At 27.4% G+C, this 25331-nt stretch carries 17 protein-coding genes; 7 read left to right on the top strand and 10 right to left on the bottom strand.

Features of this window, described 5'->3' with window-relative positions; all coding sequences use genetic code 11:
- Positions 1 to 277 precede the first annotated feature (277 nt).
- On the bottom strand, positions 278 to 1063 hold the full coding sequence (locus tag QIA27_RS04825; RefSeq protein WP_301403706.1) for a virulence associated lipoprotein: 786 nt from the start codon (positions 1061 to 1063) through the stop codon (positions 278 to 280).
- 856 nt (positions 1064 to 1919) lie between these two features.
- Positions 1920 to 2618 carry a VUT family protein gene (locus QIA27_RS04820; RefSeq protein ID WP_301403705.1) on the bottom strand — a complete coding sequence of 233 codons (699 nt, stop codon included), beginning with the start codon at positions 2616 to 2618 and terminating at the stop codon, positions 1920 to 1922.
- 305 nt (positions 2619 to 2923) lie between these two features.
- Here QIA27_RS04820 and QIA27_RS04815 point away from each other — a divergent pair, with 305 nt between their 5' ends.
- Positions 2924 to 3619: an SIMPL domain-containing protein gene (locus QIA27_RS04815; protein ID WP_301386589.1), complete on the top strand. Its 696-nt coding sequence runs from the start codon at positions 2924 to 2926 to the stop codon at positions 3617 to 3619.
- Positions 3620 to 3925: 306 nt separating this feature from the next.
- Here the strand turns inward: QIA27_RS04815 and ade are convergent, their stop codons facing one another.
- Together ade and QIA27_RS04805 are read right to left on the bottom strand one after the other, a co-directional pair.
- A complete protein-coding gene (gene ade, locus QIA27_RS04810) occupies positions 3926 to 5572 on the bottom strand; it encodes an adenine deaminase (protein ID WP_301403704.1) in 1647 nt (548 codons plus the stop codon).
- A 496-nt stretch (positions 5573 to 6068) separates the two neighbouring features.
- Entirely contained in the window at positions 6069 to 6887 is an 819-nt protein-coding gene (locus QIA27_RS04805; protein WP_301403703.1) for a 5'-methylthioadenosine/adenosylhomocysteine nucleosidase, read from the bottom strand.
- Positions 6888 to 7204: 317 nt separating this feature from the next.
- On the opposite strand from QIA27_RS04805, the gene QIA27_RS04800 reads away from it, so the two are divergent.
- The 3 genes from QIA27_RS04800 to QIA27_RS04790 all read left to right on the top strand — a co-directional run bounded on the left by QIA27_RS04800 (position 7205) and on the right by QIA27_RS04790 (position 9972).
- Positions 7205 to 8284: a hypothetical protein gene (locus QIA27_RS04800; RefSeq protein WP_301403702.1), complete on the top strand. Its 1080-nt coding sequence runs from the start codon at positions 7205 to 7207 to the stop codon at positions 8282 to 8284.
- 514 nt (positions 8285 to 8798) lie between these two features.
- The gene (locus tag QIA27_RS04795; protein WP_363325312.1) at positions 8799 to 8981 is read left to right on the top strand and encodes a CRASP family complement regulator-acquiring lipoprotein; all 183 of its coding nucleotides are present in this window, start codon (positions 8799 to 8801) and stop codon (positions 8979 to 8981) included.
- Between the two features lie 208 nt (positions 8982 to 9189).
- Positions 9190 to 9972: a virulence associated lipoprotein gene (locus tag QIA27_RS04790; protein WP_301403701.1), complete on the top strand. Its 783-nt coding sequence runs from the start codon at positions 9190 to 9192 to the stop codon at positions 9970 to 9972.
- Positions 9973 to 10246: 274 nt separating this feature from the next.
- Here the strand turns inward: QIA27_RS04790 and QIA27_RS04785 are convergent, their stop codons facing one another.
- The 3 genes from QIA27_RS04785 to arcA all read right to left on the bottom strand — a co-directional run bounded on the left by QIA27_RS04785 (position 10247) and on the right by arcA (position 14032).
- Positions 10247 to 11689 carry a YfcC family protein gene (locus QIA27_RS04785; RefSeq protein WP_301403700.1) on the bottom strand — a complete coding sequence of 481 codons (1443 nt, stop codon included), beginning with the start codon at positions 11687 to 11689 and terminating at the stop codon, positions 10247 to 10249.
- A 56-nt stretch (positions 11690 to 11745) separates the two neighbouring features.
- Entirely contained in the window at positions 11746 to 12729 is a 984-nt protein-coding gene (argF, locus tag QIA27_RS04780; protein ID WP_301386582.1) for an ornithine carbamoyltransferase, read from the bottom strand.
- Between the two features lie 73 nt (positions 12730 to 12802).
- On the bottom strand, positions 12803 to 14032 hold the full coding sequence (arcA, locus tag QIA27_RS04775) for an arginine deiminase (RefSeq protein WP_301386581.1): 1230 nt from the start codon (positions 14030 to 14032) through the stop codon (positions 12803 to 12805).
- Positions 14033 to 14218: 186 nt separating this feature from the next.
- Between arcA and QIA27_RS04770 the strand changes: the two genes are divergently transcribed.
- The 3 genes from QIA27_RS04770 to QIA27_RS04760 are packed head-to-tail and all read left to right on the top strand — an operon-like array spanning position 14219 to position 16961.
- Positions 14219 to 15835: a hypothetical protein gene (locus QIA27_RS04770; RefSeq protein WP_301403699.1), complete on the top strand. Its 1617-nt coding sequence runs from the start codon at positions 14219 to 14221 to the stop codon at positions 15833 to 15835.
- 9 nt (positions 15836 to 15844) lie between these two features.
- Positions 15845 to 16444 (top strand): ribonuclease H family protein, encoded by a 600-nt coding sequence (locus tag QIA27_RS04765; protein WP_301386579.1) that lies wholly within the window; start codon positions 15845 to 15847, stop codon positions 16442 to 16444.
- Positions 16413 to 16961, top strand: coding sequence for a hypothetical protein (locus QIA27_RS04760; protein ID WP_301403698.1), 549 nt, complete (start codon positions 16413 to 16415; stop codon positions 16959 to 16961). Before QIA27_RS04765 ends, QIA27_RS04760 begins: the two co-directional genes overlap by 32 nt.
- Positions 16962 to 16970: 9 nt before the next feature.
- Here the strand turns inward: QIA27_RS04760 and QIA27_RS04755 are convergent, their stop codons facing one another.
- The 3 genes from QIA27_RS04755 to uvrB are packed head-to-tail and all read right to left on the bottom strand — an operon-like array spanning position 16971 to position 25238.
- Complete coding sequence (locus QIA27_RS04755; protein ID WP_301403697.1) at positions 16971 to 20420, bottom strand: LPS-assembly protein LptD; 3450 nt, start codon at positions 20418 to 20420, stop codon at positions 16971 to 16973.
- The gene (gene uvrA, locus QIA27_RS04750; RefSeq protein WP_301354274.1) at positions 20375 to 23227 is read right to left on the bottom strand and encodes an excinuclease ABC subunit UvrA; all 2853 of its coding nucleotides are present in this window, start codon (positions 23225 to 23227) and stop codon (positions 20375 to 20377) included. The genes QIA27_RS04755 and uvrA overlap by 46 nt, the downstream gene beginning before the upstream one ends.
- 16 nt (positions 23228 to 23243) lie before the next feature.
- Positions 23244 to 25238, bottom strand: a complete 1995-nt coding sequence (gene uvrB, locus QIA27_RS04745; RefSeq protein WP_301403696.1) for an excinuclease ABC subunit UvrB — start codon at positions 25236 to 25238, stop codon at positions 23244 to 23246.
- Between the last annotated feature and the right edge of the window lie 93 nt (positions 25239 to 25331).

The following is a 25331-nucleotide window of genomic DNA, read 5'->3' as shown; positions in this document are numbered from 1 at the left end:
TTTTGATAATAACTTTTCTAATTTTTTTTATGCCCCCATCTTTTTTTTAAATCGCACGAAAATAGTAAAAACAATAGCAACCACACTACCATAAATAATTTTCTTCATAGTTAACACCAACTAAACAACAGATAATATACTCATGTCCTTAAATAGGAGTTCAACTTAACGTGAACTACTATTTCTAAGTCAAAGATTATAAAAATATTATTAAGATTATTTTTATCCCCACCTATAATTTCACAGAAATTATAGGTGGGGCGTTCTTTGTAATTATTTAATAATCTTTAATTGATGTTATGATCTCTGCTAGCTTTTCCATCTCCATAGTTTTTTCTAGTATTTGATTATGAAGTGTATTTACATGAGATTTAAGCTTATTAACATCTGTTTTTATAAAATTTTTATCATTTTGATAATCTAATAAAAGTTGTTTTGATGTTTCTGAAACAGATTTTATTGTAGATAATATTTTTTCAAATGATTCTTTAATCTTCTCTAAATTTGAAATATCTAGTTTATTTAAAGTATTTTTTTTGGGGCAGAAGTAATCAGCCACTTTGTCAAGAACACCACCAAGATCGCTAAAGACATAGAAAAATAAAATTGGGTTTTGTGTAAGCATTATAATATCTGAAAATTCCTTTAATTCATTATCATCAATAAGATCTAAAAAGGTGTAAGAATGTCTTCTGTACCTTATAGATCTATCGGTATTTGAATCCATGTATTCTGTGTTTTTCCCCCAATTTATTTGCTTAAAAATTAACATATTGTATTGATCTGGGGGTTCTTTTTCCATTTTTTTTATATACTTTTCTTTCTTTGCGCTAGCTGTTTCTATTAAATTAATTAAATTATTAAGTAATGTTTTTTTAATTAAGTCCTTTTCTTTTTGTGCTTGTTCTTCTTTTTCTTTTTGATTAGGAACTACTTTTGTACTGGGTTTTAATTTATTTTTATTAGATGGATACTTAATATTTTTTTGACCGGTGTTAAGATCCGGGGCGCAAGCATTTAAAAGTAAAACAACAAATATACTTACAATTACATAGTATTTCATAAATACTCTCCTTGAATATGGCTTAATCTTTAGTATATTTAATATTATATATGTTTAAATAATATTAAATATTTAATTAAATTAAATATTGTATTAAATACAGAACAATAACTTGTACAATACTTAGTCAACATTTTTATAATCTTTGATTTAGAAATGTCAATTCACAATATAATAGACAAAAACTCCCGAGGATATGTATCTTGCTGCTGAATTAAGAGAGCTCTAAACATTCCCATTTTATCTTAATGATATTAAGATACTCAATTAAAATCAAGAGCTTATTAAATTTTTATATATGCTTAGCGCAGCAAAGCGATTGAAATGATATTTTAGGAAAAAAATTCTTCTCCATCCGATAGGCAAACTAAAAAATGGACAAGAAGCAATTACGCAAAGACTGAAGAATATCCTTCAAAAGAAGAGATTGGTTTAAGTGCCCTACTATTTCTAAATCAAAGATTATAGAAATAGATTCTTGCTTCATCCCATGATAGCTTTTTAGGTTTTACAAAAATGGTCATCTGCTAGAGGATGATCCACAAGCCTTACTTCAGGCAATCCCTGTCTTAGTTTTATTTCCCTATAATATCCTTAGGATCTAAAGCCGCATTTATATCCCTATCATGCAAAGTTAAAACCAAATATTTGATACAACTCTCAAGATTTATTAATAACTTAAGATGAAAGGTTTTATAATTTTGTTTATTTTAAAGAATAAGACAATATAAAATAAAAAGATAGTTTATATAAGGGGAATAATAAAATTCAAACTCATTGTGGGAAAAACAAATTAATAAGTTAAGGCAACCCACAGCATTGGAAATTCATATAGCTATTAAAATCTTATTAATTATTAAACTTCATCTACTCTTTCCCAAGAATTTAAAAATAGATAAAAAATTGTATCAATTGTAATTATTATTAATGTAAGAGTTAGAGATCCATTTGTAAGTCCTTTTACCCTTACTTCGGGATAAAATTTTAATAATCCGTTTATAGATATATAGCTTGTTAAACCAGCCAATAATCCAGAAATTAGCCTTGATAGAGGATGAATTATCCATAAAGATTTTATTTTAATTTTAAAATAATAGTATAACAATACGTTAATATATTGAAATAAAAAAAACAAATATGTTCCAATTAATACTGTTGCTATGTATTCAAAATTATAAAACAATATTTTTAAGTGAATTCCCAATTGGTCTGATTTGCTATGATTGAATCTTAATGTAAATTGGATCATAATAGTAAAGGCCATTTTTAGTAAAAAACACAATATTGACGAATTTATTGCTTCTTTTTTGTTATATTTTTCTGTTATTAAATTTAAAGAAAATAGTGTTGATAAAAAAATAATTCCTGATGTATTTAAATAAATTTCAAATGCCTTTAACTTAATTAGTATAACAATATTTGATATTACTGAAAATATTGTATTAAAGCAAAAAAGACCCAATTTTCCAAAAAATCTATAAAGTATTCCTAGGCTTATGTATATAAAAATTGATATTCCTATCCATAAGCTCAAATCAAATAGATCATTAGTCATAATGAATTATATCAAATTAATTATCATTACATGTAATATTATATTGATATTTTGATAATTTAAAATAAAAAGCAAAATAATTTTACAATAGTTAATATAGATAAAATTTAACAATTTACAAATATTTGAAAAGAACAATTAAATTTAATTTTCCAGATTTAGAAATAATTCAAAATTTTAAACTATAAAAATTTTGATTTACTAAAATGTCTTTGGATTTATTAATATTAAGTAATATGTTAAAATAAATTTAAATGTATCAATTCTAACATGTTATTTACTTTTGCTTTAAGGAGACATAATTTATGTTTGGGATAAAAGAAATATATTTTTTATTATTTTCGTTACTTTTGTTTATATCCTCAATTATAATTTCTCATGGTATAAAAAGCATTGGCATTAAAAATGAAAATTATATTACAGTTAAGGGTCTTAGCGAAAGAGAAATTTTATCAACATCTTCTAGTTGGGAGTTTAGATATAGCCTAACTGGTAATACTATTGATGAGATCAATAAAACAAATAATTTAAGCTTGTCTAGGATTAAAAGCTTTTTTTTAAAACATGGATTTAGCGAAGATGATATAAAAATGGGATTTATGGAGTTCAATGAAGATACTTATAAAGAATCTCTTTATAAGTATAGAGCATATATATCTTTTAATGTTCATACAAAGAATATTGAGAAAATGGAAGCAGCAGAAAAAAATATTGCCGAGCTTTATAATCAAGGTATATTGATTAGTAATAGTGGCGGACCACAATATTACTTTGACAATATTAATGATATAAAACCTGAAATGTTGTCAGATTCAATTAGAAATGCAAAATTGGCAGCTTTAGAATTTGCAAAACATTCAAGTTCAAAATTAGGAAAAATTAAAAATGCAAATCAAGGATACTTTGAATTTCTTCCAATTGATAGAAGCTTGGGTGCTCAAGAGCGTTATCCAAAAAAAATATTAAGGATCGTTACAACTGTTTCTTACTATTTAGATTAATATTCAAATAAACTATTGCTTCTAAATAAAATCATAGAAACAGCTTATGGCTAAAACAAGTAAAAGATATTTGGAACTGCCAAAAAATAACGCTATTACCACCTTCTCAATTACATAATTACTTTCTATAATTTAATTATGTAAAAAATGTCAATATAGGAAATATCTATTTTTAAAAAAATCCATAAAACCATCCGGACCTAACTCTTAATTAATTTAACAACAAACAGAAAGCTTTTGAGCTTTTTCTATAATTCTCTCAATTAAATTTTTAATCCTTTAACACCTTTTTATAATAATTTGAAATTAATAATCTAAAAAACAAAAAGCATCAACATCAAACAATCCTTTATCATTTATCTTTAAATGCGGAACCACTGTTAAAGACATAAAAGATAAAGTCATTAAAGGATCATAAAGCTGAGAACCCAAAACATTTTTACAAAAATCATTTAATTTTATATATTGTGAAGCTATTTCTTTGGCCGGAAGAGTGCTCATTAATCCAGAAATAGGAAGTTTCATTATTATAGTTTTTTCATCGTTTAGAGCACATAAGCCTCCCTTATTTTCAATAATTGTATTTGTTGCTTTACATAAGTATTCATCATTAGTACCAACAACTATAATATTGTGAGAATCATGAGCAACTGTACTCCCTATGGCACCTTTTTTTATTCCAAAATTTTTTATAAATCCTATAGAAATTTTACTATTTTTTTCATATCGATTTATTATAGCTATTTTTAAGATGTCTTCATCAATATTAGATTGAAAATCTGGTGCCAATAAATTGCTATCAATCATAGTTTTATGAGTAATAATTTGATTATTGATACAATTGATTATTGGAATAATCTTACTTTTAGTGGAAAATTTAAAATCCAAAATAGATCTTTGACTACAATTAAAATTGTTTATAGGAATCTCACTTATTAATGGGATATGTGATATGCCATCACTAAACACCAATTTGCCATTAATGTAGGTTTTATCTATTTTAAATGTCTTAATATCTTTAGTAATTATAAAATCAGCAGAATCTCCTACCCTTAATAACCCCACTGGGATTTTATAGTGTAAAACCGGATTAATGCATGCTATTTTTAAAACATCAAAAAAGTTGTATCCATACTTTATTGCACGAGCTACTATTGAATTAATATGTCCATTTAGTATATCATTCGGATGTGCATCATCAAAACAAAACATTAAAGAATCACAATATTTACCAGAACATTCACTAATCAAGGGATGCAAAGATTCAAAATTTTTAGCTGCACTTCCCTCCCTAATTATTATTTTCATGCCCAAAGATAACTTATATCTTGCATCTTCTATTGTTGAGCATTCATGATCAGTACTAATACCTGAAGACACATACTTTGAAATTAAATCGGGAGACAAGCCAGGAGCATGCCCATCAACAACCTTATTGCGAGTTAGCGCAGAATTTATTTTATTTATAATCCGAACATCTTTGTTAATTACACCTTTAAAATCCATTACTTCAGACAAATAGTAAATATCATTTAATTCCATTAATTTATCTACATCTTGGTCATCTAATACATATCCTGAGGTTTCAAATTCCGATGACAAAGCCGGCACACAAGAAGGAGCTCCAAAAAAAATTTTAAACTCAGTTTTTTTAGAATTATTTATCATAAAATTAATACCATCAATACCATTGACATTCGCTATTTCATGGGGGTCGCTTATTGTTGCTACAGTGCCATGTTGGACTACCAAATGAGCAAAGTTTGATGGAATAAGAAAAGAGCTCTCTATGTGTATATGCGCATCGATAAATCCTGGCAGCATATACTCATCCAGCGTTGCATCAATTTTTTCTATACTAACAATGTAACCATTTTCAATGGTTATACTAGCTGGATAAATTTTTTTATTAAAAATATCAATATAATTAGCTTCAATTTTAAACAAACCCATTATTTATCCTCTCCTAAATTTTTTTTATTCATAATGTATTTCATATACTTAAAAATTTATCTATTATTATAAAATATAGTGCAAAGTATGTTTATATTAAATTGCAATCAGATTTAGAAAAAATAAAAATTATCGATACTTTGCTTTATTATTAAATTCTACCAAACTATTTATCAAAAATATAATGCTATCCTTTTCTTCCTCTACATATTTTGCTCCAAGTTGTTTTTCATAACTATGATTCTTGCCTTCAAATAAGTGTAAGAAGCTATTTGTAATCTTTTGCTTACAAATAGCTTCTTACTTTACTTCATAATAACTTTTTTTAGGCTCTCCAAAAGAATGGTCATTCTAAAGAATGATTAAAGCTTAACTTCTGGAAACTATCTTTGCCCTACTAAATATCAAATGAGATGGCCTAAAATATTTTAGTATATCCTTAACGCAAACATATTAAAAAAACAAAAATTGTATAATTAGTGTGCTTTTTATATATTTACATTAATCTAATTAATTTTTCTATTATTTTTGCTGAGCTAGAAGAAGCTTTTTTTAAAAATTTTTTATAATCATCATGGTTATTTTCATTATTAACTATATCAGATATTCCCCGAATGATTATAAAAGGAATTTTAAAATTGTATGCTACTTGAGCCATTGAAGCACCCTCCATGTCTATTGCAATTGCATTTTCAAATTCTTCTGGGATTTCTTGAAAATTTTGATGGTCAATAAATTGGTCTCCAGTAATTATTAAGCCCATATAAGATGTTGCATTGTTTATTTTTATCTTAGAAGCTTTCCTTATAAGAGCGGTATTTGCTTTAAATTTTTTAGGGTGTTCTGGAACATGTCCAATTTCATAACCAAATCTATGTAAATTAAAATCGTAACTTGTTGTTTCTGTAGATATTATAACGTCTCCTACTTTTATGAATTTATTTTTATTGCTATAAATGCCACTAGCAACTCCTGCACTAATTATATGACTAATTTTATATTTTGATATAATATAGCTTGTCCAAAAAGCTGTGTTTATTTTTCCAACTCCCGTAGCTATGGTAATTATATTATGATCAAGCACTTTTCCAATGGTAATCTTTTTTTTTCTTCTATGTTCCTCTATTGAAATAGATTTTTTATTTTGAATAATCTTATTTATTTCTTCTATTTCTGCTTTTGTAGCTGATATTATTAAAATATTGTCTTGAAAATTCTCATTTGGTTCATTTGTTTTTGTCTCATTATTTCCCCAACTATTTAAAACAATAAATAAAAAAAATATCAATATGTTTGCTATATTTTTGATTTTCATAAAAAGCTCCATATGTTTTTTGTTAATTTATAAATTAATATTTTCATATTTTCATATCCTTATTAGTTTAAATAATATTGCAATATTATACTATTTATAATACATATGGTTGGATCAGATTTTTTGGAATTGCAAAAACTTAAGTTAGATAAATTAAAATAATTACGTATAGTTGGTATTTTCTCGCTTGTTTGGCTAAGAGTAAAATTTAAAGTTTAATTACTTTTTGTAGTATATTTGCTTATATTACTATAATAATTTTTATTATAAGTAAGCTTTAATTATTTTAGATTGTTAAAGTTAAGGAGAGGAGATTTATGAGTAAAAAAGTTTTTATTTCATCAATGTCTATAATGTTATCCATTTTCTTATTAAGTTGTGATTTGCGAAGAGAAAATGTTGAAAACGAAATAGACAGCGTTATTAGTTTGGGGAAAAATTATTGGGGCAATTTAGATTGTAAATATTTAAGTGGAACTGAAAAATCTATATTCAATGCACTTGATAAATCTAAAAAAAATCAAGTGTTCGATTCTATTTTAAAGGAAGAAAATGTCAAAAGTGCTAAACAATTGTTAATTAATTGGGGTATAGATTCTGAAACAGCAAGTTCTATTGCTATTAGAATAGACAAAGAATTAGTAGAGCTTAAGAATTCTCAAATTAAATTTTTAGACAAAGATTCTTATGAATATGGGTATTATAATATGCCTTACAGCAATATTGATAATGATAATGATTTATTAAATGATACTAGATCTTTTGATTCTAATAATGATAATACAAATAAGAATTATTCAAATAATCAGAGCTATGCATATCAAGAATATACCAATGAACAAGCACAAGAAATGCAAGAAAGACTTAAGAAATATAAAATTTTTAAAGAAAATGCTTATAAGCTTTCACAAACTTTGAAAAAATCTACTTCTTATGCTGAAGAATTAAACACAAAATTATCTGGAATTGACAATAAAGAAAGTGAATTTACTTTGAAAGTAGAAGATATAGAAGAAATAATAAGATTAATAGCTCGCATAAAAATGACTCAATATACAGATTTGTCAAAAAAAATACTTGATAATAACTTTTCAAGCATAACTAGTGATGAAGAATCAAACCGCTATGTTCTTCTATATAAAAATAAAAATAATGATAATGGTTCTTATCTTCAAGTTAGAAAAATACTTGGCACCATCTTAAGTAAAATATCAAGTATAGTAGGAGGATATAAGACAAATATAGTAGATATTAAGGACCCTGAAAAAATAAAAAAAGCTAAAGAGCATGCCCAGGGAGTGCTTGACATATTGAAGCTAATAGATTCTGGAGAAACTGTAAAAGTTGTTTTAAATAAAGCAAAGGAACTAGAAAATATTAAAGAAAAAGAACAATAAATATTATTAAATATATCCTAAAAAGATAAAGACATAGATTTGCTTTAAATTAAATCTATGTCTTTTGTTAAGCTAATTTAAAAAGGAAATTAAAATGATAAATTTGCTGCATAAATTGTTAGAAAAATTTTCTTAAAGATTCCCACATTTATCATTGCATTATAATTACTGCTTACCACTAATGTTTACCTTTATATTTTTTCAACTAAACGATTGTAACCTAGATTTTAATACAAAAAGGTTGTAAATGATTATAATATAAATTTGGTTACAATAAGATATTTTTACGAGAATAAATAAATTTTAAACTATTAAATATTAAAAAAATTTGAATTTTTTGACCACAAAAATACATTATTATATTGTATGTTCTCTAATATAATAATACAATTAATCTATGCTAATTGCGGAGAATATTTTTATGAAAAACAACATAATTTTGCGTATGTGTGTTTTTTTTACTTTTAAGCAGCTGTAGTGCTGATCATGATACTGAAACAGCAATAAAAAAAATATAAGGAAAATTTTTTCAACAGTTATAAAACAACTTTTATTAGATTATCAAAAAAATAAAAGTTTTATAAAAACAGATGATTCTAAATTAAAAACCTATTTCGATGTGATATTAAATCAGTTTAATGAGAAAAGTAAAGAGGCTAATAATCTGAAAACAGCCATATTATCAATGCCTATGTAAGTCAAAAAATAAAAAGAATCGTTAAAAATCTATTCATGATAATATTTTTTATTGCCATAAAACTTATGACAATAAAAATATTATTGGATTGGATTGGATTGGATTATATTTAATCTTATATTTAATTATATTAATAAAATATTAAATATTGAATCAAATTAAATATTTTATTATACTAAATATTAATCCATATTCAAGGAGAATATTTATGAAATACTATGTAATTGTAAATATATTTCTTTTTCTATTTTTAAATGCTTGCACCCCGGATCTTAACACCGGTCAAAAAAATATTAAATACCCAACTAATGAAAAAAAAATAAAACCTAACGCAAAAATAATTCCCAATCAAAAAGAAAAAGAAGTAGAACAAGAAGACTTAAATAAAAAAACATTACTTAATAATTTAATTAATTTAATAGAAACAGCTAGCGCAAAAAAAGAAAAGTATATAAAAAAAATGGAAGAAGAACCTTCGGACCAATACGGAATATTGGCCTTTAATGATTTAAATTGGGGGAAAGACACAGAATCAATATCCGACAATACCGATAGATCTAAAAGATATAGAAGACATACTTATACTCTTTTAAGCCTTATTGATGATAATGAATTAAAAGAATTTTCAAAAATTATAATACTCATAAACAAAATACATCCGATACTCTCTATCTTTAGTGACCTTGGGGGTGTTCTTGACATAGTGACTGATAAATTATACCCCAAAAAAGATAATCTAAATAAACTAGATACTTCGGATTTAGAAAAGATTAAAGAATCATTTGAAAAAATATTATCTACAATAAACTTTGTCTCAGAAACGTCAAAACAAATTTTATTAGATTATCAAAATGATAAAAATAATATAAAAAAAGATGTCACAAAGCTTAAATCTCATGTAGATACACTTTACAATCAAATGGAAGAAAAAACTGAGGAAGCAGAAAAGCTGCAAGATGTAATATTATCTATTATCAATAAAAACCTTTAATGTTTTAAGACTTTTAAATTTATTAAAAATTTAAAAAACGTATATTAAAGGCTTATACAAAAGAACTATATTATCGATAAAAGATTCACCACCTGAAGGATTAAATAGAGCTCAAAAAGAATTATAAATAGAGCTCTATTTATAATTTAATTACAAAAACTTTTTATAAGCATTGAAAAGATTTTTAGTATAGATATAAAAAGGTGTAACAATGCTTATAATAAAAGCTTTAAAAACCATTATCTAATAGCTTCATAGCTCTAAAAAAGAATTCCTAGTAAACACTTAAATAAATATTAGCTATAATAACTAAAATAGAAATAAAGAACTCAATAATAAATAATGGTAAAACAAACTTAAACCAAGTGCCATAACTCAATTTAGATATTCCTAATGCAGCCATTATAACTCCGCTTGTAGGTGTTATTAAATTAATAAGTCCAGATGCTGTTTGCATAGCAATAACAACCGAAGACCTTGGCATTGACAAAAAATCAGCAAGTGGAGCCATTATTGGCATAGTCAGACTAGCATGACCCGATGAAGATGGAACAACAAATCCTATAAATATTTGAATAATTTCATTTAAAATGATAAAAAAAGGTCTTGGAAGATTATATAAAAAGTTAGTAGCAGCGTTTAAGATAGTAGCTGTAATCAAACCATCATCACATACTATCATAACACCTCTAGCAAGCCCAATAACAAGAGCCGCTGTTATCAGGCTTTCAGAACCTTTAACAAACGCATCCCACATCTCAGATTCACTCAATTTGCAAATAAAAGCCGCTATAATAGCAACTCCAAGATATAACATTGTCATTTCTTGCATCCACCAACCAAGCTTAACAATACTAAATATCAAGAACAATATCATAGACCCAAATAAAAGTAAAACTAGTTTATGGGCAAAAGTAAACTCAAGAGCATTCTGAGCATTATCATTTTGAGCATTATCTTTAGTAGATAGCTCATTTTTTTTAACAAAATATTGATAATGTTCATCTTTTTGAGAATACACAAGCGATTTTGAGGGATCCTTTTTAATTCTAGATGCATAAACACAAACGTAAATTATAGCAACTAATACTGATACAAAATAAAGAACAATTCTAAAATAAAATCCATCCTGCAAACTAATGGAGGCTATTGCAGATGCAATTCCTGTAGCAAATGGATTTACAGTAGAAGCCATAGTACCCACACCAGCTCCCAAAGCAATAATAGCCGCTCCAACAAGACTATCATAACCTAAAGCCACTATCAGGGGAATCATAACAAAATAAAAAGGAAGAGTCTCTTCACTCATTCCGGTTACAGTTCCACCAACTGAAAAAATAAACATTAACAAAGGAATAAGCAATTTATCTTTATGCCCCAACTTCTTGATTAAACGATAAATTCCTGCATCTATTGCTCCTGTTTTCATAATAATCCCATAAGCACCTCCAACAATTAAAACAAAAACAATAACTTCAGCTGCATGTTCCATTCCTTTTGACATTGCAGTTAAAATAGTCATAATAGGATGTAAAAATCCCCTAGGACCTCGATCCACAAATTGATAAGTCCCAGCAACGATTATCTCCCTTTTAGATCCATCACCCATTTGCTTAAATTCTTTATCAAATTTACCAGCAGGAATCACATATGTTAAGATGGTAACAAATACAATTAAAGAGAATATTATTGTAAAACTACTCGGCATTTTGATCATAACGTTCCTCCTAAATAATTAATTTTATGTAAATAAAAAATACTATAAAAATACTATTATCCCAAAGTCGATACCATAATAGCTTTAATGGTATGCACTCTATTTTCTGCAACATCAAAAACAACTGAATTTTTACTTTCAAAAATTTCTTCTGTAACTTCAATCCCATCAAGTCCATATTTATCGAAAATATCCTTACCAACCGAAGTATTTAAGTCATGAAAAGCGGGTAAGCAATGCATAAATATTGCATCATCTTTTGCCATACCCATAGTCTCTTTATTGACCTGATAAGGCTTTAAAAGATTTATTCTATCTTCCCAATTACTCTCGCCCATAGATACCCATACATCCGTATACACAACATCAGCACATTTAACAGCCTCTTCCTTAGAATCTGTAATTGTAATTTTACCCCCACTCTTTAGGGCCAAAGACCTAGCCTTAAGCGTCAAATCGGAGTCTGGAAAAAGCTCTTTGGGGGCAAAAATTCTTAAATCGAGTCCCATAATAGCACAGCCTTTCAACAAAGAATTAGCAATATTCCCCCTACCATCGCCACAAAACACTATTTTAATCCCTTTTAAACTTCCTTTATGCTCTTTTATTGTCATTAAATCAGCTAGTATTTGGGTTGGGTGAGAAACATCTGTCAATCCATTGTAAACAGGAACATTAGAGTAATTTGCTAAGCATTCAACAGTCTCTTGAGAAAATCCTCTAAATCCAATGGCATCATACATGCGTCCTAACACTCTAGCAGTATCTATCATAGACTCTTTTACACCTATTTGACTACCTTTAGATCCTAAATACGTAATATTTGCCCCTTGATCATACGCTGCAACCTCAAAAGCACACCGTGTTCTTGTTGAATCTTTCTCAAAAATTATAACTATATTTTTACCTTTAAGTTTCTGCATTTCAATCCCTGCATATTTTGATTTTTTTAAATCAATCGATAAATCAAGTAAATATTTAATATCTTTGCTTGTAAAATCTAAAAGATTTAAAAAGCTTCTATTTCGTAAATTATACATAACAACCCCTAACCTTTACAATCGGTTTTTAAACCCATTTAAGTCATTTAATTTAATTCATTTAACCCGAATATTAAATATCTTCTCTTACTAAAGGCATAGACATGCATCTTGGACCACCACGACCTCTTGAAAGCTCACTAGACGGAATTCTATGAACTTTAATACCATTTTCTTCAAGCAACTTATTGGTTACGTGATTTCTAGAATAAGCAATTACTTCTCCTGGAGCTATAGCCAAAATATTAGCACCATCATTCCATTGTTCTCTTGCACCATGTATTAAGTTTCCACCTGCACATTTTATTATGTCAATCTTTCTACCAAGATAAAAACTCAAAGCATCTATAAGTTTAGCTTTTTCTTTTTTAATACTAATTTTACCGGAACTTGAATTATAAGTTAAAACATAAATTGAAAAATACATATCATCACTCGTAAAACTTGTAAAAACACTATGATCAATTTGAGTAAAAACTGTATCTAAATGCATATAAGCCCTATTTTTCGGAATTTTAAAAGCCAAAATTGTATTAAATGAAGTCTTATTTTCAAAAAGGCTAGTAGCTAGTTTTTCTACAGATTTCGCTTCTGTTCTTTCGGAAATTCCAATAACCAAAAGATCTTTGTTTAAAACAAGCTCATCTCCACCTTCCAAAGAGGTCTCTTCCCATCTATTAAACCAAATTGGAACATTTTCTTTGTAAATGGGATGGTGTTTAAAAATATACTCTGCAAATATTGTCTCTCTGTGCCTAACCTTAGTAGACATTTTATTTATTGTAATTCCATTGCCAATACTAGCAAAAGGATCCCTGGTAAATAAAACGTTAGGCATAGGATCAATAATAAAAAGACTTGCGCCATTAACCAAATCATCAAGAGAATATGCATAATTTTTAAGCTCCTCTCTTGCAATACCCGAAATCATTTTAGAAACCATGTTTTCAATAGTTAAATTGGAAAAATAATCTTTTAAAAAATCAATTGCACTATCTGTTTTTATTTCTGCCTCAAAAATAAATTGGGATATAAATTTATTTTTGAGCTCTAAAGAAGAAGCAAGAACCTCGCTAACAAGATCCTCAACATACTCAATTTCAACTGAATTATTTTTTAAAGTACTTACAAAAACTTCATGCTCTTGTCTTGCAACTTCAAGATAAGGAATATCATCAAATAAAAAATTTTTCATAACAAAAGGTGTCAAATTTTCTAATTCTTCTCCTGGCCTATGGAGCAAAACTTTTTTCAAACGACCTATTTCCGAAAATATATTTATTGGATTTAAATATCCGTTCATCGATTTCTCCTTTATAAAAATTGCCATATATTGAAATATTATAGTTTGCATTAAGAAATATCAACTATTTATTAATTTTTTTAAAAAAATATTATTTGTGTAGAAAGCTTAGTAAAAATAAAAAAGAAATTCTAAAATAGAGCTCTAAATCAAAAACATTGAAAAGAACTATGCTAAAATACTACCATGAAGAAAATTAATGGATTCATATTAATATTGGTTATGCAAATCTTAATATCTTGCTCCTTAATTGGGAATAATAAGTCAAAAAATCCAAGCACATCAGAATTCATATTAACACAAAAAACACCATTAGAAAGCTCTTTAATAAAGACTCCTTCTAGTACAGAATATAGAATACCAATATCCAGTATCCAAGAAATCTTAAACAATAACGATAATTCTTTTTTAATAAAACAAACAGCCGCAAAAATCAAAATAAGTCCACAAAAACTAGAAGAAATAAAAAACTATTTAAATGCTTATAAAAATTATTTAAATAATGAAACAGAATGGGAAAAATTTATAGATCAAAGCAGCGTCAATGGCAATCTAACAATTAAAATTGATACTGCTTTTGAAAAAAAAACAAATTTAAATCATACAAATTCAGATAATGAAAAATTGACAGCATTAATAGAATCACAAATGCACCTAGAAAAAGAAATTTTAAACTCAATTGAACAAACATTCCATGATAAAAATTTGGGATACATACAATTAAGTCATATCAATTCATTTTTTCCTCAAAAAAATATAAACTCAATAACAAAAGAAATAATAGACGGGAAAGAATATGTTGCACCTCATATAATAGCAAATCAATTATTAAAAATAAAAGATAAAAAATATTTTGAACAATTTATGCACTTTTTAAATGTTGAAAACAGCACAATAAAAACAATAATTGAAAAGCAAAAAATTGTAGATCTTCACAATGAATTGTATTATTCAAAACAATCATCTCCAACTAGAAAAAGGACCAAAAGGTCAGCTGTTGACTCTGATAATATCAATCAATATGATCTGATACCAAAAATAATAGACCCAAATACAGGAATTGAAATAACCCCTAAAAAATTAAGATCTCTTTTATCAAATGGCGACATAATACTAATAAAGCCAAAAATAGATTGGACAGAGTTTTTTTATTTTTGGCAACATGTAGGAATATTTGATGAAGAAAAATACGAGGCTACTAAAAAAATTGCATTTAATGGGAATGACAGTTTTGATATAAAATCAATAATTACAAGCAATCAAATCAAATTCGATACAGCATCTACTCAAGGCTCAGGATATGAAAAACTTTCAACATATGTACAATCAAGAATATTAAAAATATTCTCACCAATAACAGACACAAGAACAATTCAAAAAGCTATTAATTTTGGAAGAAGCAGATATATTGACAATAACTTTGGATATATGGTTCCATTAATATCTTCTAACTTATGGACAGATTCATTTAATCTTGAAGAAATTCATAACAAAACCTATTGCTCTTTAGTAGTTGACAGAATATACAAAATAGCCGGACTTAATGTATCAAGAAATTACGAAATTTCGGGAATAATTACTCCCGGAGAAATAAATGCGGCTGCTTACAATTTTTACATGTCTTATACAATTACAGGAATACTCCCAAGCGTACTTCCAAAAAGGCTCATTAAACCAAGCTTAAAAGAAAAATTCATTGGTTACAACAAAGAAATAGTAGATGCAATGGAATTTAAAAAATCGAAAGAAGAAATTTTTGGAAAAGCTTGCAATATAACAAACTTTTGGTGCTCGGGGAGTTAATACTAACATATGGACAAATATTATGCATGCATTTTGATAAATAGTAATGAAAAAATTATTTTCAAATCCTGGGAAGAATGCAAAGCTACTATTAAAGGAAAAAATAATAAAATAAAAAGTTTCAAAACAATAGAACAAGCTCAAAATTGGTTATTCAATAATGGGAATAAAATTTATCAGAGCCCAATTGGAATATATTTTGATTCTGGAACAGGAAGGGGAAAAGGTGTAGAAATTAGGGTTGTAAACGAAAAAAGGATTTCAATATTAGATAAAATCTTAGATAAATCCTTGATTAATGAATATGGAAATCATTATGTCAAAAATTTTCAAGGGATTAGCAATAATTTTGGAGAACTACTTGCCCTGTACACAGCACTCAAAATAGCATTAAAAGAAAATATAACAAACATATTTGGCGACAGTAAATTAATAATTGAATATTGGTCAAAAGGAATCTATAATAGCAAAAAATTAAAACAAATTACTATCAATTTAATCAAAAAGACAGCTGAGTTAAGGAAAAAATTTGAAGAACAAGGTGGAAAAATTTCTTTTATTCCAGGAGATGAAAATATTGCAGATCTTGGCTTTCACAAAACTAAGTAAAAATATTGCAAAAAAATACATAAAAACAATATTCCTGATGTCAATGATTTATTTTTATTGTTGTACAACAATAAAAATAAATCCTGATTATGAAACTGATTTTAAAGTTTTAGAATCTCCTTCTAAATACATTAATATCGATGTAATTAAAGCTACAAATGAATATATTTATATTCAAATTACAAACAATAGTTTAGACATAGTAAAAATAAATTGGCAAAACACTAGTCTTAACAACAATAAAATTGTCTTAAAAAAAGAAGATCTTACAATAAACGATCAAACAAAGTATAAAAATAAATATAGAGAGTTTTTTATTGGCCCTAAAACTTCATTTGAATTTAAAGCATATGCACTAAAAATTGTTTCTAAAAACAAAAATAGCGATGCCTTAAACTCAGTTATTAAATATCCGTCTATTTTCAAGCTCAATATAACAAAAATAGGGATTGAGACAAAAAAAACAATAAATATTTTAATAACAAGAACTATAAAAATCAATACTGCTAATACATGAAAACCGTTATTATTTTTTTGTTTTTCTATTAATGCTAAGCTCATAGTTTGTATCTTTATTGCTTTCAAATGATGCTTTTACAGGAGCAAAGAAATTCCAAGAAATATAAATTGTAAAATTATTTCTCCAAATAGGAGAATAAATCCCGTCAGATCCTTTTAGCAAATCCGGCTCTAAATTATATTCGCCAACAAATTTCCAATCATAAAAATTAAATTTAAAGCCCGATGAAAATTTTTTAATTTTAAAAAGTGAATTTTTTCTATCTTGGGAATTAAAGAAATTGAAAGATTTTAACAAATCAGTAAAGATATTGACAGTCTCAAAGCCAATTTGATCCATATATCCTTTAAAGTATCTAAAAGTCTTAGTATTGACAGAAAAAGTAGAAAAGTAAATTTCTAAAAATTCTGTATATTTAAATTTAAAAGTCAATGCAGACCAAAGTTCATTATCCGTAAACTTCTGCAGATTCATTTTCCAACCAGCATCTATCCCTAAAGTTAAAGAAAGTTTTTTGTCAAAAAAATTTAAAACATACAATTCCTTCTTGTAGCTAGAATCTAAAGAGTATGGAACAAGTTTAGTTGTAATGCCAACTTTGGAAAAATCTCCTTTTAAAGGATCATAATTATATTCAAAGTCATCTTTCATAGCAAACAAAACCTGAAAATCAAAAACATTAAGCTTAAACGAAAGTTCAGAAACTTTATTTATTAAAGGATCATAAGCAGCTAAAAAACTAAATTTAACATAATTAAAATACTTTGGCTCAATTTTATAATACAAAGCAGGAGACATTTCTAAATTTTTATAAGGTGATGATGGTCTTTTGGGCTCCAAAGGATTTAATAAAGATTGAGCAACAGAAATTCCAGGATTTTTAATGGTATCTTCTTTAAACTTTTTATGATATTTAATTCCAATCCCAGCTTCTTGCAACAAATAAGGAAAATCTAAAGAAAGTTTAAGCTCAGAAGAAGCCTTAATATCTTCAAAAGTATTTTTTAATTCACCTGAGAGTTCAGCGCTAAAATAATTATAATCATAAATTAAAGAAGCTGTTAAAGATTGATAAAAAGTTTCCGGATCAGAGAAAAAAATACTACTATTTTTATTAACCAAAGATTTTGCATCAGAATCATATTTTTTATTAAATGAATACAAAGTAGACTTATTCTCAAACTTTAAAATACTCCTAGAGAATAAGGGATACCTAATAAAAGGAAGCAAGTTTAAATTTACTTGATTAATAATAGAATGCTCACTTTTTTTATCTTTATCTTCAACTTTAAAATCTTTGTTTAAAGGATTATACTCAATAGTATTAAGATATAATAAATTTTCAAAAGTAATTAAACGATTATAAAAATCAGCATGAATTTTTATATCTGTTTTATTTTTTATATCAAATAAATAATTTTTTATTTCATAATTAAAGTCTTTTGGACTTGTGATGCCATAATTATTAAAAAAAATATTATTTCTTAAATAAGGATTAATACCAAATCTAATAAAAAAAGAATCAAATTGATCAATATTTTTCAAAGTAATTGGTTCTGGGGGAATATATAATTTTTTATTTAAATCTTTTATTTGTTCGGTCTTTTTCTCCTTCATGCCCTTTTTGTCATTATCTTTATCTTCTAGATTTTTAATTTCTGGGCGCATTATCATTTCTTTAGTATCAGCTGAGAACGTCCATTGATTATTGTAAAGATCTTTTTGAAAATTTAAATCAATATATGGAACATAAATTCTCTCTAAATAAAACCATTTTCTTGTAGGATCATTAATCTCTTTTGGTTTTTCCAAAGGAGATTTAACGTAAAGATTTTCATATTCCGATAATTTAAAACTAAAGCCTAAATTATTTAATTTGTAATCTAAAATTGAGTTATTATCAAATGCTCGACTATAAAAAGAAGACAAATTCCAATCAAAAGTGCTAATTCTAGTTTGCTCTTTAACTGAATCTTTATCTAAATTTAAAAGAGAAAAAAACGTAGCACTCTCTATTCTATCTTTAAAATCAATATTAACATATGGGTCAGAATAATGCTCTAAAAGAACCGAAAAAAGTGCATCTCTTAAAAGAAATTCTGTTTTAAATTTAAGCAAATATCTAAAAGGAACTTCAAACCCAAATACATCTCCTTTGTTAAGATTAGAAAAACTAAAAAGAGATTGTTTTAAAGTTCTATTATCAAAAGGATAATATCCTCCATCATAACTATAAACATTCCTAGTAAAACCTAATCCAAAATTTCCTTCCAAAGTTTTGAAATGCCCCAAAGTATTGCCCAAATCAAAATAAATTCCAGAATAAAATCCTAGATTAGCATAAATATCAAAAATCAACTTAACATAATCTTTATTAAGATTAGATGCTAAATTTTCTGCAAAAAAATAAGTTAAATATCCATTTCTTATATAAGGCTTTTTACCTGAATTATAAACAGAATTGAAATCAAAATCCAAAAAAGAAGAATCTTCACTTGAAGATTTATTACCAAAAAGATAAATAGTATTAAAAACAGAAAAACCTTTTCGCTGATTTAAGCCTAACGATGGATTAAAAAATAGACTATCTCCCGGTCTGAAAAAAAAAGGAATATAGAATACTGGAACTCTTCCCATGTAAAATATAGCATTTAAAAAACCAAAATCTCCTGAAGGCAATACCCATATTTTAGCGGCCTTGATTGAATAGTAAGGCTCTGGAATTTTACTAGTTGTTGCAAAAGCTTGCTCCAAAATAGTGACATCATTGTTTATCTTTTTTAAAACTTTTCCTCCAAACGAAAGAATATGATCTATTTGATTTTTTTGCATTTTTTTTTGAAGAATGCCATCTTTTAATAAAAAATTTTGAGAATCAAAATCTACAAAAAATTCATTACCATAAAAATAAAGCTTTTCATTGGTATCCATATCAAGAATATATTCGACATTCCCAATAGAATAAAGTTTTTTAGATCCCCTATTAAGGACTATTCTGTCGCCTTTAATATTATGTTTCTTATTCTCTTTAATATCTTCAACTAAGATATTAACTCTTCCTTCAAAAACAATACTTTCATCCTTAGTAAGTCCATAAGTGAAATTTTCAAGATTGTCTGTAGTTTCAATTATTATTTTATATCTACCAGATCCAGCAAGTCCTTTCCCTTTGACAAAAAGCTCAGGATCTATTCCAAACTTTTTTAAAAGCAATTCTCGTATTTTTGAAACATCCGTTTCTTCTAGACCTTCTTGTAAGGCCCATTTTTTCAAATCTTCATCAGTTGAAAGCTCAAGTTCTCTTAAATAAGATTTTTGACTTAAAGTTAGCTTACTTCTTTTTCTGGAATTCTCATCATTTACAGTCTGCGCAAAAATTACATCAAAAAATGTTAAAAAAAATAACAATATTACAAAAGATTTTTTAAAAACATTCCTGTATAGGAATTCTCGCATTTTGAAACCTCTTCAGGAATACCAGAAACAACAATATTCCCCCCTGCCAATCCACCATCAGGACCCAAATCTATTATATAATCTGCCTGTTTAATTACATCCAAATTATGCTCTATGAGTACTACTGTGTTGCCATTAGAAACTAACCTCTGCAAAACCTCTAGCAACTTCTTTATGTCATCAAAATGTAATCCAGTTGTTGGTTCATCAATAATGTAAAAGGTTTTACCTGTGCTCTTTTTACTTAACTCAAAAGCCAACTTAATGCGTTGAGCTTCGCCTCCTGATAAAGTTGTTGCGGATTGCCCTAATTTAATGTATTCAAGTCCAACTTCAATTAAAAATTTTAAATAATGATGAATTTTTGGAACATTTTCAAAAAATTTTTTAGCTTCAAACACACTCATCTCTAAAACATCGTGTATATTTTTACCTTTATACCTAACTTCTAAAGTTTCTTCATTAAATTTTCTGCCCTTACACAAATCACAAGGAACAAAAACATCTGGTAAAAAATGCATTTGAATATTAAGATATCCATCCCCTTGACATTTTTCACACCTTCCACCCTTAACATTAAAAGAAAATCTACCGGCTTTAAAACCCCTTGACTTTGCATCCGGAAGTTTAGCAAAAAGCTCCCTAATTTCTGTAAAAAATCCAACATAAGTCGCTGGGTTTGATCTTGAAGTTCTTCCTATTGGTTTTTGATTTATTTGAATAATTTTATCGATTTTTTCGTACCCAATAATGTCTTTAAAACCATCACAATACTTTTCATTAAGCTTTAATCTGCTATCAAGAGCCGGATATAACACTTCATTAAGTAAAGTGCTTTTTCCACTGCCAGAAACACCTGTTATTACAGTAAAAACTCCCAAGGGAATACTTACGTCTATATTCTTAAGATTGTTTTTATTAGACCCTAAAAGCAAAATTTCTCCCTTATCTGTCTTTCTTCTAGAGCTTGGAACATCTATTTTAAACTTTCCACTCAAATATTGACCAGTTAAACTATTTTTGCTATTTAAAATATCAATTAAAGTTCCTTTTGCAACTATTTCCCCTCCAAGAATTCCCGCACCAGGACCCATATCAATAATATAGTCTGCAGTGCGCAAAGTTTGTTCATCATGCTCAACAACAATTACAGTATTGCCAAGATTTTTAAGATTAACAAGAGTAGAGATTAATTTTTCGTTATCTCTTTGATGAAGACCAATACTCGGCTCATCAAGAACATAAATAACGCCCGAAAGTGCTGATCCTATTTGAGTAGCAAGCCTAATACGCTGAGCTTCACCCCCAGACAAGCTGCCCGATATTCTATTTAAATACAAATAAGAAAGACCAACATCAATTAAAAATTTAAGTCTATTTTTAATTTCCTTTAAAATTTCTTTAGATATTTTTTCATCCACCACATCAAGCTGTAAATTTTCAAAAAACACATAAGAATCAAATACAGACAAATTACTAAGATCTTGAATGTCTTTCCCGTTGATTTTCACAGTTAAAGCTCCAACACTCAAACGCTTACCCTTGCATGAATTACAGATTTTTTTAGACATCAAATTTTCGTAAAAAATTTTAGTACTCTCTGACTCTGTTGCAAGATATCGTCTTTTTAAAAGAGGTAAAAGTCCTTCAAACTTTTTGGAATAATGAAATCCTCCATCCACCTCCTTTGTTTCCATCTCTTTGGACTGATAAATAAAATCTATTTTTTCATTTGAACCGTATAAAATCTGTTTAAGAACTTTATCTGGAATGTCTTTTACGGGAGTATTTAATTTAAAATTATAATGCTTGGCAAGTCCTTTAAAAATAGCCACAGACCAAGATGAACTTGTCTTAAACGTAATAAAAGCATCATCATTAAAAGAAAGATTAGTATCCGGACAAATACTCTCAAAATCAAACTCAAGTGTAACTCCAAGACCAGAACACTCGCTGCAAGCGCCAAACGGACTATTAAAGGAAAAAAGCCTAGGCTCTATCAAAGGAAGTGAAAATCCACATAAAGGACAACTGTTATGCTCTGTAAAAAGTTTATCTATTTTTTCCAAATCATTCTCAATTTCAGCTCGTAAATATCCATTAGAAACAGCAAGAGAAGTCTCAATAGATTCTGCAAGCCTAACTCGAACATTATTGTCAAGCTTGATTCTATCAACTATAATTTCAATGGTATGTTTTTTATTTTTATGCAAATTTAAATTAAGTGCATCTTCTATTAAATAATCTTCGGAATTTATTCTAACTCTATTGAAACCTTGATTTAATATTTTTTCTAAAACTTTTTTATGAGAACCCTTAGAACCCCTTATAATTGGTGCAAAAAGTATAACCTTAGATCCCTCAGGATAATTTAAAATAGTATTAATTATTTTATCTAAAGATTGCTCTTCTATTAATCTGCCATCATTTGGACAGTATGCTTTACCTATTTTTGCAAATATTAGTCTATAATAATCATAAATCTCAGTAATTGTTCCAACAGTAGAACGAGGATTATTACTTATTGTTCTCTGCTCAATGGCTATAGAAGGAGAAAGTCCATCTATATAATCAACATTAGGTTTTTTCATTACACCTAAAAACTGTCTTGCATAAGCTGAAACAGATTCCATATATCTTCTTTGCCCTTCTGCAAAAATAGTATCAAAAGCCAGAGAAGATTTGCCAGAGCCGCTCTTGCCAGATATTACAACTAAACCATCTTTTGGAATATCTACATCAACATTTTTCAAATTATGCTCTTTTGCTCCCCTGACGATAATTTTTTTTTTCAAATTTTTTAACAAAGATTACACCTCTCTTTTATTTATTACAAACCACACCAATTTTACCACTAAGCTCTTTTATCTTATCTCTTAAAACAATTGCATCTTCAAACCTTTCATCATTAACAGCTTCTTCTAGATCAAATTTAAGCTTATTAATAAGCTTTTTTTTAGACAATCTCTTGTCTGAAATCATTTTTTCAAAATCATAACTAATATTTTTATCTTTATTATTAAGTTCTTTTTCTAAAATATTTTGAACCTTTTTAACAATTGTCTTAGGAATAATATTATTTTTTTTATTATAATCAATCTGAATTTGGCGTCTTCTATTAGTCTCCTCAATTGCCTCCTGCATAGCCACACTTATTTTGTCGTAATACATTATTACAAGTCCATTAGAATTTCTAGCAGCCCTGCCAATTGTTTGTATTAATGAAGTAGTAGATCTTAAAAATCCCACTTTATCAGCATCTAATATTACAACAAGAGATACTTCTGGAATATCTAAACCCTCTCTAAGCAAGTTAATACCAACAATAACATCAATTTCGGATTTTCTAAGCAACGAAATAACTTCCACTCTTTCAAGGGTGTCAAGTTCTGAATGTAAATATTTTGCCTTTACACCAAGACTTACTAAATATTCAGTTAAATCCTCAGACATTTTTTTTGTCAAAGTAGTAATTAAAATCCGCTCTTTAAGGGCTACTCTTTTTTGAATCTCACTATAAAGATCTTCCATTTGACCATCAGAATGCCTGGTAATAATTTCGGGATCAACAAGACCTGTAGGACGAATTATTTGATCAACAACCACGCTACTTTTCTCATTCTCTTCAAAACCTGGGGTTGCAGACACAAATACAACCTGATTAATTAATGCATCAAATTCATCATATTTAAGGGGTCTGTTTTCAAGCGCTGCGGGAAGTCTGAATCCAAAGTTAACAAGATTTAATTTTCTAGAATAATCTCCATTATACATTCCCCTAAATTGCGGCAATGTTACATGAGATTCATCTACAAACAATAAGTAATCTTTCGAAAAAAAATCAAAAAGACAATAAGGCCTTCCCATTGTACTTCCACTCAAATATTTAGAATAATTTTCAATGCCCGAGCAAAATCCTGTTTCTCTAAGCATTTCCAAATCATACCCTACCCTCTGTTTAAGTCTCTCGGCTTCTACAAGCTTGCCATTATCTTTAAAATATTGACATTGAAGATCCAAATCATAAGATATTTTAGGTATAGCTTCTAATACATTTTCATAAGGAATTACAAAATAAGATTTAGCAAAAAGAGTAAAACTATTTGTAGTTCCTAAATTTTTTTTAGAAAAGGAACTAATCCTGTATATTTTAACAATTTCATCAAAATCTAAACAAATTCGATAAGCAAACTCTCCATGCTCACTGCTAGGCCAAATTTCAACAATATCTCCCTTAATTGAAAATTTATCTCTCTCTAGATTTATTAAAGTTCTCTCATAATAAAGCTCTACAAAAATATCTGATATTTCTTTAATAGAAATTTTTTGGCCTACAAAAAATTCTCGTGCTGATTTTTTGAAAAAATCTGGAGATCCAAGCGCATAAATTGAAGACACAGTTGCAACAACAATAACATCTCGTCTTTTGGCAAGAGACGTTACTGTCCTTATTCGCTTGATTTCTATCTCAGTATTAATGGTAGCTTCTTTTTCAATAAATAAATCTTTCGAAGGAACATAGGATTCTGGCTGATAATAATCATAATAAGAAACAAAATATTCAACAGCATTGTTTGGGAAAAAATCTTTAAACTCTCTATAAAGCTGTGCTGCTAATGTTTTATTGTGACTGACAACTAGGGCAGGCCTGTTTAGATTTTTAATTATATTTGCAATTGTGAAAGTCTTTCCACTCCCTGTAACACCTTTTAATGTTTGATACTTATTCCCCAGCAAAATAGAATTTTCAATCTCTTTTATTGCTTTAGGTTGATCACCAGCGGGAAGATATTCTGACTTCAAAAAAAAATCTATCATTAATTTAACGACCAAAATTTAATATACATTCTTATAAATTATCTAATAATAAATTCTATATCAAGTATATAATTCATTATAAATCAATATAAT

It is taken from the genome of [Borrelia] tanukii (genome assembly GCF_030439725.2).
GTDB lineage: Bacteria > Spirochaetota > Spirochaetia > Borreliales > Borreliaceae > Borreliella > Borreliella tanukii.
Note: the sequence above shows the minus strand (reverse complement) of the source record. Positions and strands in the feature narration are given on the sequence as shown.